10 protein-coding genes are annotated in these 12407 nt (G+C 67.6%); 7 read left to right on the plus strand and 3 right to left on the minus strand.

The features are described 5' to 3' along the window. The first annotated feature begins 40 nt into the window (after positions 1–40). Complete coding sequence (locus ACWEO2_RS27685) at positions 41–190, plus strand: FAD-dependent monooxygenase (protein ID WP_452407990.1); 150 nt, start codon at positions 41–43, stop codon at positions 188–190. A 35-nt stretch (positions 191–225) separates the two neighbouring features. Further along, on the plus strand, positions 226–1563 hold the full coding sequence (locus tag ACWEO2_RS27690; RefSeq protein ID WP_452407991.1) for an FAD-dependent oxidoreductase: 1338 nt from the start codon (positions 226–228) through the stop codon (positions 1561–1563). A gap of 91 nt (positions 1564–1654) precedes the next feature. Here the strand turns inward: ACWEO2_RS27690 and ACWEO2_RS27695 are convergent, their stop codons facing one another. Beyond that, positions 1655–2680: an AraC family transcriptional regulator gene (locus ACWEO2_RS27695; protein WP_452407992.1), complete on the minus strand. Its 1026-nt coding sequence runs from the start codon at positions 2678–2680 to the stop codon at positions 1655–1657. Between the two features lie 147 nt (positions 2681–2827). On the opposite strand from ACWEO2_RS27695, the gene ACWEO2_RS27700 reads away from it, so the two are divergent. From ACWEO2_RS27700 to ACWEO2_RS27710, 3 genes are all read left to right on the plus strand, one after another. Next, positions 2828–4420 (plus strand): GMC family oxidoreductase, encoded by a 1593-nt coding sequence (locus ACWEO2_RS27700; RefSeq protein ID WP_452407993.1) that lies wholly within the window; start codon positions 2828–2830, stop codon positions 4418–4420. Next, the gene (locus ACWEO2_RS27705) at positions 4417–5931 is read left to right on the plus strand and encodes an aldehyde dehydrogenase family protein (protein WP_452407994.1); all 1515 of its coding nucleotides are present in this window, start codon (positions 4417–4419) and stop codon (positions 5929–5931) included. Before ACWEO2_RS27700 ends, ACWEO2_RS27705 begins: the two co-directional genes overlap by 4 nt. A gap of 936 nt (positions 5932–6867) precedes the next feature. Further along, complete coding sequence (locus ACWEO2_RS27710) at positions 6868–7746, plus strand: LLM class F420-dependent oxidoreductase (protein ID WP_452407995.1); 879 nt, start codon at positions 6868–6870, stop codon at positions 7744–7746. A gap of 614 nt (positions 7747–8360) precedes the next feature. Here ACWEO2_RS27710 and ACWEO2_RS27715 read toward each other — a convergent pair. Next, positions 8361–9215, minus strand: coding sequence for an SDR family oxidoreductase (locus ACWEO2_RS27715; RefSeq protein ID WP_452407996.1), 855 nt, complete (start codon positions 9213–9215; stop codon positions 8361–8363). Positions 9216–9395: 180 nt separating this feature from the next. Between ACWEO2_RS27715 and ACWEO2_RS27720 the strand changes: the two genes are divergently transcribed. Then, entirely contained in the window at positions 9396–10262 is an 867-nt protein-coding gene (locus ACWEO2_RS27720) for a helix-turn-helix transcriptional regulator (RefSeq protein ID WP_452407997.1), read from the plus strand. A gap of 91 nt (positions 10263–10353) precedes the next feature. Here ACWEO2_RS27720 and ACWEO2_RS27725 read toward each other — a convergent pair whose 3' ends face one another. After that, a complete protein-coding gene (locus tag ACWEO2_RS27725) occupies positions 10354–11199 on the minus strand; it encodes a helix-turn-helix domain-containing protein (protein ID WP_452407998.1) in 846 nt (281 codons plus the stop codon). 189 nt (positions 11200–11388) lie between these two features. Between ACWEO2_RS27725 and ACWEO2_RS27730 the strand changes: the two genes are divergently transcribed. Next, positions 11389–12189 carry an alpha/beta fold hydrolase gene (locus ACWEO2_RS27730; protein ID WP_452407999.1) on the plus strand — a complete coding sequence of 267 codons (801 nt, stop codon included), beginning with the start codon at positions 11389–11391 and terminating at the stop codon, positions 12187–12189. The last annotated feature ends 218 nt before the right edge of the window (positions 12190–12407 follow it).

The following is a 12407-nucleotide window of genomic DNA, read 5'->3' on the forward strand; positions in this document are numbered from 1 at the left end:
AATCCGATCGGGTCAGCGACAATCAGAAGGGGATTTCTTCATGCATGACGTCATAATCGCGGGCGCCGGCCCGATCGGCCTGTTCTTGGCCGGCGAACTCGCACTGGCCGGTTGTGCTGTCCTGGTACTCGAGCAGGACCTGGACCCGGACTCGCCGTTGAAACACTCCCACTCGGGCTGCGCGGGTTGACCCCCGGTTCCGTCGAAGCGTTCTACCGTCGCGGCATGCTGGACGCACTGCTGAAAGCGTCCGGTGTCGATGCGGCAGCGGTCGGCGCCGCCCCCGATGCCGACCGGACCCCACCTCCCCGGAATGTGAGCCACTTCGCGGGAATAACGCTCGACGCGACCAATATCGAAACCGACGCCCTCCCGCACCGGCTGCCCAGTCCGGCGATGGAACCGATCATGACCAGCCTCGAGGCGGTCACGACGGTGCTGGCGGAGCGGGCCGCCGCGCTCGGTGCGCAGATCATCCGGGGTGTTCCCGTCACAGCCGTGACCCAGGACGACGACGCCGTTGTCGCGACAGCGGGCGGGCACGAGTACCGGGCGCGGTGGCTCGTAGGATGCGACGGCGGCCGCAGCGCGGTACGCCGGCTCGCAGGCTTCGAGTTCGTCGGCACCGAGCCGCTGTTCACCGGCTACGTCGCACGAGTCACCTTCGCCGACCCGCAACAGTTGCGCCTCGGGTTCAACCTGACACCGACCGGTATGTACCTGCGCACGCCCTTCGAAGGACACCTGGGCATGATGGACTTCGACGGCGCCACGTTCGACCGCGCACAGCCGCTGACCCGCGAACACCTCCAAGCGGTCCTGCGCCGGGTCTCCGGCACCGAGGTGACACTGACCGAGGTCCACCTCGCCTCCAGCTTCACCGACCGCGCCATGCAGGTCACGACCTACCGCAACGGCCGCGTCCTGCTCGCCGGCGACGCCGCCCACATCCACTCCCCACTCGGCGGCCAAGGACTCAACCTCGGCATCGGCGACGCGATGAATCTCGGGTGGAAGCTCGCGGCAACCGTGCACGGCTACGCGCCCGACGGACTGCTCGACACCTACACCAGCGAGCGCCACCCCATCGGCGCGTCTGTTCTCGACTGGTCCCGGGCCCAGGTCGCAACCATGCAACCGGGCCCCAATGCCCCCGCCCTGCAGCGGCTGGTCCGCGACCTGATTAGCACCCCAGACGGAACCACCCACGTGTACCGGAAAACATCGGGACTGGCCCACCGCTACGACCTGGGCAGCCGACAGCCCCGCGCCGGCCACACCGCCCCTGACTTTCGCTTCGACGACGACACTCGCCTCGGTGACCTCCTACAGCAAGGACACGGCGTCGCGCTCGACTTCAGCACCGACCACGCACTCCGGGACGCAGCCCAGGGTTGGCAAGGCCGGATCCATTACGCGGCCGGCCCGGTACACGACAACCTCGGTCTCGGCGCCGTACTGATCCGGCCCGACGGCATTGTGGCCTGGGCGGACGACCATGGCCCCGATCCCGAAGCGTTCCAACAAGCCGCGACCCGCTGGTTCGGCCGCCCGGAACACTGACCGCCCGCCGGCAAAGGCGCACGAACCCGCATCCGGACAGCGGTGATCGCCTTCCTGGTTGTCGCGGTGCAGCGGCACCGGATTCGGCTCTTCAGGCCGGCGACGGTTGCGCCTTTCGCCAGCGCAGGGGCGACATCCCGGTCCAGCGTCGGAAGGCGCGGGTGAAGCTGGCGGATTCGGAGTAGCCGAGGCGGTCGGCGATGGCGGCCGTGGGCAGATCGGTGCCGGAGAGCAGTTCGCAGGCCAGTGCGCTGCGGACCTCGTCGAGGAGGGAGCGGAAGGAGTGCCCCTCGGCGGCCAGCCTTCTGCGTAGTGTGCGTGTGGACAGGTGCAGGGCGGCAGCTGCTTCGGCTTCGGTCAGGGGGCCGCGGGGTTGGGCGAAGACTACGTCGCGCACCTGGCCCGAGGTGCCGGTCAGGGCCCGGCGCGCGGCGGCGAGATCGCGGCATTGTCCGGCGGCGAGGTCGGCGGTGTGGGGGTCGGCCTGCGGCAGCGGGTCGTCCACGGTGCTCCGGTCGAAGACCGCGGCGTAGTGGGCGCAGTCGTATTGCACTGCGCAAGAGAGAGTTTCGGCTATCCGACGGGCGGCATCCGACTCCGGCTCGGGGTAGGGCAGCCGGACGGTGTGCAGCCGCGCGGTCGGTCCGGCAATGTCGCGGTACAGCGTGGCGATGATGCCGATATCTCGTTCGGCGACGAAACGGGCCACCGCAGGATCGGTTACTTCGGGCACGATCACCAGTGACACCTCGTCAGCGGATTCCACGGCGGTGATGAGGCAGAACGAATACGACAGCTCCAGATAGCGCAACCCCACCTCGATGGCGTCGCGCAAGGACTGACTGGCGATGAGCGCATAACCCCAGATACCGTGCGCGGTGGCGTGATAGCGCAGACCGGCCAGCAGTCCGAGCCCGGCGATGTCCGGTAGCGCGCGCAGCACATTGGAGATGAGAGCGATCTCCTGCGCACCGGTCACGAGTGTCCCACCGCGCAGATCGTCGCCGCGCAATCCGGTGCGACGCAGACAGTCCTGCTCGCTTACTCCGTATTCCGTGGCGAGCCGCGTGATCAGTAGCGCACTGGTGGGTGTGCGCAGTGCGGTGCGTGCCGTCACGACGACTTCGGGGGGATGGTCACTGGCCAAAAATATCAAAAAAGCGGCCCGGCCGGACATAGGAATTCGCTGGTGGTCCGCCCTAGCCTCGGGAAGACATGGCAGTGACCGGCGTCACTGCCGAGCGGCCAGGAGGCGAGGAGAACGTTGAGCGAGAAGGACCGCTTCGACTATGTGATCATCGGGGCAGGCAGTGCCGGTGCGGTGGTGGCCGCCCGGCTGTCGGAGGACCCATCGGTGTCAGTGCTGCTGCTGGAGGCGGGCGGGACCGACGATGCCGACGAGATCCACATTCCGGCGGCCTTCGCCTCGTTGTTCAAGACCAAGTGGGACTGGAACTACGAGACCACCGAACAGAAGCATATGGCAGGCCGCCGCGCGTTCTGGCCGCGGATGAAAGCGCTGGGCGGCTGCTCGTCGATGAACGCCATGATCTACATACGCGGCAACAAGGCCGACTTCGATTCCTGGCGTGACGACTTCGGGGCCGAGGGCTGGGGCTACGAGGACGTGCTGCCGTATTTCGTCCGGGCCGAATCGAATACCCGGCTGCGTGACCGATTCCATGGCACAGCAGGTCCGCTGCACGTGGAGGACCGGCGCTTCACCCACGAGTTGACCGACACCTGGATCGAGGCTGCGGTCGCGCATGGCCTGAAACGCAATGACGATTTCAACGGCGCCGAACAGGAAGGTGCGGGCCAGTATCAGGTGACCTGCAAGAACGGCCGCCGCTGGTCGACCGCGGACGGCTACTTGCGCCCGGCACTGTCGCGCCCGAATCTGACCGTGCGCTCGCACGCCTTCGTCACCAAGGTGCTGCTGGACGGCGCCCGGGCGATTGGGGTCTCGTATCGGCAGCGCGGTGCGACGCGCAACGCCTTTGCCGATGCCGAGGTCGTGCTGTCCGGTGGTGCGATCAATTCGCCTCAGCTGCTGATGCTTTCGGGCATCGGACCGGCCGCGCACCTGCGTGAGCACGGCATCGAGGTGGTAGTGGATCTACCCGGGGTCGGAGAGAACCTGCACGACCACCCGGTGACGCCGTTCCTCTGGCGCACACGCGGCACCTCGGATCTAACCGATTTCTCCAATCCGGCCCGGCTCATGCAGTGGAAACTGACCGGACGCGGACCGCTGTCTTCGAACGTCGGCGAGGGCGGCGCGTTCTTTGCCTCCCGCGACGGGATTGCCGCGCCGGACATTCAGATTCACGTAGCACCGACCGGGTTCTACGACAACGGATTCCGCGAGCCGGTTGGCCAGATGTTCACGGCAGGTGTGACTCTGGTGAATGTCGCCAGCCGAGGAAGATTGCGGCTGCGGTCGGCGGATCCGGCGTGGAAGCCGGAGATGGATCCCGCCTATTTCGAGGATCCGGCCGATATGGCGGCGGTGGTCGCCGGCGCGCGGCGTGTGTTCGAGATCGTAGGAGACCGTTCGTTCGCGCGTTTCCTGGATCAGCCCTATCTGCCGAACCGGGTCGACGGGGCGACGGACGAGGAGCTGGCCGACCATGTTCGTGCCTGGACCCAGACGCTGTACCACCCGGTCTCCACCTGCTCGATGGGCACCAGTGAGAACGCTGTGGTGGACCCACAACTGCGGGTGCGCGGGATCGAAAGGCTGCGCATCGCCGACGCGTCGATCATGCCCGTCGTGCCCCGCGGCAACACCAATGCAGCCACGATCATGGTGGGCGAGAAGGCATCCGATCTGATTCGCGGCGGCCACGCATGACGCCGCCGACACAGACCCAGGAAATCCGAGGAGATTCCGTGAGTACAGCAGTCGCCGCGACCTTCGATTCGCTCGACCCCGCCACCGGCGACGTGGTCGGCACACATCCGGTGTTCACGACCGAGCAGGTGAACGAAACCGTCGCGCGCGCACAGGAAGCTGCACGGTGGTGGGCCGAACTGACCTTCGGTGAACGCGCCGAGCGGCTGAAGAAGTGGCGCGGGGTGATCGCCCGCCGCCTGGCCCAGCTCGCGGAGATCTCGCACGCCGAGACCGGTAAACCCATCTCCGACGCCCAGCTCGAGATCGTTATGATGCTCGACCATCTGGCCTGGGCGGCGCGCAACGCTCCGAAGGTGCTGGGCCGCAGGAAGGTTCCCACCGGCCTCACGTCCGCCGACCTCGGCGCGACAGTGGAGTACCTGCCGCTGGGCGTGATCGGCGTGATCGGGCCGTGGAACTTTCCGGTCTTCACCCCGATGGGCTCCATCGCGTATGCGCTGGCCGCGGGCAACGCGGTGGTGTTCAAGCCGAGCGAATTCACCCCCGGTGTCGGCACCTGGCTGGTGGACACCTTCGCACAGGTGGTTCCCGAACACCCGGTGCTGCAACTGGTCACCGGTTTCGGCGAAACCGGTGCGGCCCTGTGCCGTTCGGGCGTGGACAAGATCGCCTTCACCGGCTCAACGGCCACCGCCAAGAAGGTCATGAGCGCATGCGCCGAAACCCTCACCCCGGTGTTGATCGAGGCGGGCGGCAAGGACGCGCTGTTGGTCGACACCGACGCCGACCTGGATGCGGCGGCCGAGGCGGCGGTGTGGGGCGGGCTGTCCAACTCCGGACAGGCGTGCATCGGCACCGAACGCGTCTACGTGCACGAGCGTGTGTACGACGAATTCCTCACCAAGGTGCGGGACCTGGTGCGCGGTCTCCGCGCGGGCGACGACCCGGAGGCGCAACTCGGCCCCATGACGATGCCCACCCAGCCGCATGTAGTTGCCGAGCACATCGCCGACGCTCTGCGCCGGGGCGCGCGGACGCTGATCGGTGGGCTCGACGCGGTCGGGGACCGGCTGGTGCAGCCGACCGTCCTCACCGACGTCCACGAGGACTCGCTCGCCATGACCGAGGAGACCTTCGGACCCACACTGGCGATCAACAAGGTTCGCGACATGGACGAGGCTGTCGAACGCGCCAACAATTCGCGCTTCGGCCTCGGGTCGGCCGTGTTCTCCAGGCAACGCGGCGAGGAGTTGGCCCGGCGACTGCGCTCCGGCATGACCGGCGTCAACCTGGTCTACCTATTCGCGGCCCTGCCCGAACTGCCATTCGGCGGGGTCGGCGAGTCCGGATTCGGCCGCATCCACGGACCCGACGGGCTCAAGGAGTTCACCTACGCGAAATCCGTCGCCCGACGCCGTTTCCCGGCGGTGCTGGCACTCACCACCTTCGCCCGCACGGCCAAGATCGACAAGCTACTCGCCACCCTAACCGTGCTGCGCCACGGCTGACGCACCCGAAAAACGAAGAAAGGAACCGACTTTCCAATGCCGAGCACCATGCAGGACGAGCCGCTTTCGCTGGCGACACTGCTGCGCTACGCCGCCACCTTCCATGGCGACAGCACGGTGTCGACATGGGCGGGCACCGGCCTGCGGACCATGACCTTCAGTGAAATGGGCTCGGACGCTGCCCGATTGGCGAACGCATTGCGGGCGCTCGGCATCGGCGAGGTGACCGGGCCGGCACCTTCATGTGGAACTGGTCATCGTGGGCGCGTATGCAGTCTGGGGTTTGCAATGAACGCCTGGTGTAGCTGGACAACAGCCCCGGCGGCGCATATGCCGCCGAGGCTGTCGCACGTCCGGACGCTACCCGCCTACGACCAGGCCGCCCACCCCAATGTCTCGAATAGGTCACGAATTGGTCACGGCAGTGCCTGTGTCGGTACTTGGGGTGCCGTGAGGATCGCCCCATGAGCACCGCCAAGGTGCCCAGTTTCCTGAACACCCTGCTCGAGGGGTCGGGGCGGATGTACTCCTCGACCCCGGGTGCAGGCGGCGCAGTCCTCGGGTACACCGCGGTTGCGCCCGGCAGGTCGGCGAGCCGTGGGTGTTGTGCCGTTTGCTCAGGTGTGCCCTGCTGTGGGAGTTACTGACCCGAATCAGGCCTGCCCCGGATGGGCCGGCCCGATGAGAGACCGACACAGCAGCTGGCGGTGGAGGTTTCGCGGTCGATGTTGCTGCAGTTCGTGCGGACGGTCCCGCTGCCAGCGGTCGGCCCGCCTCCATACGGTGTGCCACCGCGCGGATCGGCCGACCGTGGTGCGGCCCCGGCGATGACGTCGATGATCGCGTCGGGCCCGGTTGGCGGCGCGAAAGCCTCAGCGGTCCAACATGATCGCATGCTTACAGCTGCCTTACTCCCCCGGTGGTAGAAACGAGATCATGGTTGCTGAGTTCCGTTTCGGTGTCTGCATGGCGTTTCCGGGTTCGCGTTCGAAGTGGGTGGACAAGGCTCGTCGTGCGGAAGCGCTCGGTTACGACGTTCTAACGGTGCCCGACCATCTCGGTATACCCGCTCCGTTTCCGGCGTTGTCGCTGGCGGCGGAGGCCACCGAGCGAATCACGCTGGGCACCTTCGTATTGAATACGCCGTTCTACAATCCGACGCTGCTGGCCCGTGACGTCGCCACACTGGACCAGTTCAGCGGCGGCAGACTGGAAATCGGGCTGGGCGCGGGATATGTGAAGGAAGAATTCGACGCAGCCGGAATACCGATGCCCGGCCCGGGCGCCCGCGTCGAGCACCTCGAGCAGACCGTACTCACCATGCGCAAGCTGTACGCCGACCCTGCCTACCAACCGGCGCCCACGCGGCCGGAAGGTCCGCCGGTCATGATCGCCGGATCGGGAAACCGCCTGCTACGCATTGCCGCTCAGCACGCCGACGTGATCGCCCTGCCCGGCGCCTCGACGCCGAAGACCGGCGGCCTGCCGAACCTCATGAGCGCGGACAAACTCGCCGAACGCGCCGACTACGTACGCGGCCTGCTCGGCGACCGCAGGGATCAGGTGGAACTCAACCTTCTGGTGTGGGCGGTAGCCGGCCCGGCCGAGCGGAACACTCTGGGCGATCGGGTGCGCCAGTGGCAGCCCGGTTTCACCGACGATCGGATCGACGCCGCAGCCGGGGTCATGGTCGGCACGCCCCAGCAGATCGCCGACAGCGTGCGTGAATGCCGAGACCGATACGGGGTCACCTACTTCACGATGATGGAACCGGCCATGGATGCGTTCGCGCCCGTGATCGAACTCCTGAAGTAGCCGAAGGGCCGATGGTAGCTCGCGCGCGATATCCGGTGCGGTTTCCGGTATGGGTACCGTCGGTCTGCAACAGCTCGAGCAGAGCCAGCTACCTGGGCTACACCGGATTTCGCCGAAATTGTCACACCGGCCGACGCACTCGCGATCGGAAGCGCCCGCACCGTGGCGCTGTTCGCGGCGGGCAGCGTGCGCTGGCGGCAAGCAAGTGCAGATGGCTGGCGAGCAGGTCAGCGAGGGTATGAGCGTAGAGGTCGGCTCGCTCGGTGCCGGGTCGCAGCCGGTCGAGCAGATGCCGTAGCAGCTGGCGGCGCAGCAGTGCATCGTCGGGCCACCGGCGCCGGTCTGCGATCGGGAGCAGGTGGTCGAAGAACCGCTGGCGGTCGGCGGCGGCGATGACGGGGTTCGACGGACTGGGCCCGCGCCCGCGGTGAGGTCGGTCAGTTGCGGGGGTGGGCGGCCGTTGGTGGGCCAGGTTGGATGAGCAGACCGGCAGCGGTGCTGTGCCGTTATGACGGTTTCGTGAGCCGTTCGTACCGCTAGCGCCCGTGCTGTCGCAGCCGCGGTTCGAACCGGCCACGGCAGTGCCTCGAAGATCAACGTCGCCAGCAAACGCACTACCGGAAGTCGGTGACGGGTGCGCTGAGCGCCGTGGCGTCGACATTCGCCGCAAGGGCCGCGACCTTGGCGGTGGCGTAGGCGTGGGCGTCCGAGCCGAGCAGCCGGCGCAACGGGCCGTCGCCGGCCACGACCTGGCTGATGATCACCTCGGCGCCCTTGACCGGGTCGCCGAGCTGGCTGCCCTGGAGCTCGAGGTGGTTGTCGGTCATCTCCCGGATGGCCGGGTAGTGCGCGGTCGCCTCGGCAGGCAGGGCGAGCGAGTCCTCGGTGAGGAACTCGGTGCGGAAGTAGCCGGGTTCGACGATGGTGACGTTGACACCGAAGTCCGATACCTCGGCTGCGAGAGCCTCGCTGAGCCCCTCCAGCGCGAACTTCCCCGCGCAGTACAGCGCCCAGCCCGGAACAGCGGTCAGGCCCAGGATCGAGGATACGTTGACGATGTGGCCGCTGCGCTGCTCGCGAAGGACGGGCAACGCTGCACGGAGCACGTTCCACACGCCGATGATCTGGACGTCGAGCATGTCGCGGACCTCGTGGTCGCTGGTCTCTTCCACCGCGGCCAGGAATCCGTAGCCCGCGTTGTTCACAATGCAGTCCAGGCCGCCGAAACGCTCGGTGGTCTCGAGCACGGCCTGCTCGACCGCGGCCTCGTTACGGAGGTCGACGGTGAGCGGGAGCAGACGTGAGGTGTCGACCCGGTCGCCGAGCGCCGCGAGCAGCCGCTCGCAGGAGCGCGTCGTCGCGGCGACGTTGTCACCACGCTCCAGCAGCTGCTTGACCAGTTCGAGCCCCAAGCCGCGGGAGGTGCCGGTCACGAACCAGATCGCGGGTCGCTCTGTCGGAAAAGCCATGATCATCCTTAGCTCGTACAGGAGGCGACCCCGAGCGGTCCTCGGGGTCGGTATGCATCCAGCGTGGTTCACCGCAGTGCGTCGTGGACGCCCATATCGCGCCCTGCACGACCGCGGACGGGGCGACCTAGGACTCGCAGGGCCAGCCAGGAACGCCCGGCATCGGCGACACTCGTCTGTGTGGCTGAAACCAACCGTGAACTGGCTGATTTCCTGCGACGAGCCCGCAGCCAAGGCGACCCGTCGCGGGTGGGCCTGCCCCCGGACGGCCGCGTGCGCCGGGTGCCGGGCCTGCGCCGTGAGGAAGTCGCCCTCCTGGCCGGAGTGTCGACCGACTATTACGCCCGCCTCGAGCAGGGCCGACGTATCACCCCCTCACCCGCCGTGGTCGAGGCGATCGGCCGTGCCCTGGGGCTCGACGCCGCAGCACACGCGCACCTGCAGGACCTCATCGGAATCAGGGCGACGACCCGACGAAGCCCCCGCGGCGTCCAGCGTGTCCGACCCGGCCTCTACCAGCTCCTCGAAGCCCTCGACGGCGAACCCGTCCTTGTCCTGGGACGGCGCACCGATGTCCTCGCCGCCAACCGGATGGCCAGGGCATTGTTCACCGACTTCGAGCGGCTGGCCCCCCGGCACCGCAACTACGCACGCTGGATGTTCCTCGACGACGACGCCCGCGCCCTGTTCGTCGACTGGGAGGACCAGGCACGAGCCGCGGTCGAGAGTCTGCGGCTCGAGGTCGGCCGCGCCCCGCACGACCAGCACACGACCGCCCTCATCGCCGATCTGCGTGAACACAGCCCCGAATTCGACCATTGGTGGGAGCAGCACCGCGTTCACCAACGCACCCACGGCTCCAAACGCCTGCGCCACCCGCTGGTCGGCGAACTGACCGTCGAATACGAAACCCTCTCCCCGCCCGGAGACCCCGACACGACCCTGTTCGCCTACACCGCCGAAGCGGGATCACCGTCGAAACGGGCTCTGGACCTCCTCGTTAGCTGGACCCTCACCGGCTCCAGCACGCGCGTAGCATGCGCATGACGGTGGGGGTTTGCCCTTGACGGAATGACTGCGGTCGCTGTAGTCCCTGGACGAGCAGTTCGACCAGTCGGCGGGGTCCGCGTCGGATAGATCACAAGGGGCGAGCGGCGCGGGTGTCGGCGGTACGCCACGTGCTCGGGGCCTGCCCTGTGCCGCGCTGGAAGAAGGTGGTGAAGTTCGCGGCGTCTCGGAAGCCGAGACGCTGTGCGCACCTGCTCACCGGCAAGTCGGTGTGGGCGAGCAGCCGTTTGGCCTCCAGCACGATTCGCTGGTCCAGGAATTCCTTGGCGCCAACGCCGGTGGCGGCGCAGGTAGCCCGGGTCAGCGTTCGCCGGTCGTAGCCCGTCACCCGGGTGTAGTCGGCGACCTGGTGCCACTCCGTGAAGTGTTCCTCGACCGCAGCCCGGTAGCGGCCGAAGACTTCCCGATATCGCCTCCCACTGACGGCGGGGGTGGCGGCCTCGACGGGCAGCACGCGCAGAACCAGCGCCGCCAGAAGGTGGGAGAGCAGCGCGGGGGAGGCCAACTGCGGCATCCGCGCTGCCAGATCGTGTTCGCATCGCAGATGATCAGCTGCCAGCAGGGCGAGCGGTTGCACCTGCGGTGCCAGGTGCCAGGTGGCGGACGCGGAGAGGTCCCACGCCGGAGTCGGGCCCAGGTCGGGCAGGAAGCCGGGCCGGAAGAGAACCAGGGGACCATCAACGCCGTCGACGTCGCTCCAACGGTGCACCATGCCGGGCCGGATCCACACCACGTCCCCTTCTCCCAACAGATACGTCTCGAAGTCCGCTACGTGACTGCCCCTGCCGGCGGCGACCAAGGCGAGCACATGAAAATCCGGTCGCTGCGGCCGGGTACGGACGCCTTTGTCGTCCATCTCCCGAAGCTGCGCGAAGCTGAGGACCTCCACACCGTATGCCGCCCCGAAGGCGGGCATGTAGCGCACTTGCCGAACAGCAGGGTGTCCGATTTTCACAAGAATTGCGTCTCTATCCACCAGGGAGCAGCCACATGACAACTGTAGCTTCGAAGGCGTCACCTGCTGATCAGGGCAGGAAGAGATGGCACACCCGCGGCGGAAGCAGCAGCGCTCCGCTCCCCGCCGACGTTGAGGAAAGGCGCGGAAATGATGGAAAACACAAGCACTGTACGCGTGGCAGGCGGCGCTATCGAGGTGCGCTCGAAGGGGCACACCGGGCCGGCGCTGGTGTTCGTCCACTACTGGGGAGGCTCCGCCGCCACCTGGAACGGGGTCGTTGAACGGCTTCCGGCCGAACAGGTCACGGTCCGCTTCGATCAGCGCGGCTGGGGCACATCACAGGCACTGCCCGGCCCCTACACCCTGGACCAACTCGCCGACGACCTCTCGTACGTGGTCGAAACCTTGGACCTCGGGCCATTCGTGATCGTCGGCCATTCGATGGGAGGCAAGGTGAGCCAGCTCGTCGCAGCACGCCGGCCTGCGGGACTGGCGGGCCTGATGCTGGTTGCGCCCGCACCGCCGGAGCCGCCCGCCGCGGTGACCCTCGACTATCGACAGACGCTCTCTCACGCGTACGACTCACCGGAGTCCGTCGAGCAGGCGCTCGCTCATGTCCTGACTGCCGTCCCGTTGCCGGAGTCGCTGCGGGCCGCTGTCGTACGCGACAGCCTCGCCGTCCACCCCGAGGCCCGGCGGGAGTGGCCGTTGCGGGGTATAGCAACGGACATCACGGACGCCGCCCAAGCGATCGACGTCCCTGTCACGGTCCTGGCCGGGGAAAACGACGCGGTGGAACCGCCACACGTGCTCCGAGATCACCTACTGCCGCACATCGAACACGCTCAACTGGGCATAGTCCCCGGCGTCGGCCACCTCCTACCCCTGGAGGCACCCGACGCGCTCGCCGCGGAGCTACACAGCCTCATTGTCCGTCTCAGCAGCTAACTGCTCGAAGCTGCGCCCCTGAGCCTGATGCGACGTGCATCCGATGCTGGCCGTCGAGGGCAGGACCTGCCGGCCTTTGCCTTCCAGGCGCACGCGGATGGGCGGGAGTCCGGGGTGTGCATCGAGTTCCATGGGATCCTCGGCGCCGTCCCTGGCCGCGATCCTGGACCGGGTCGGCTACGCATTCACCGACCACGTCGGCGACCTGCTTGTCGCGA

Source organism: Nocardia sp. NPDC004278 (assembly GCF_053602975.1).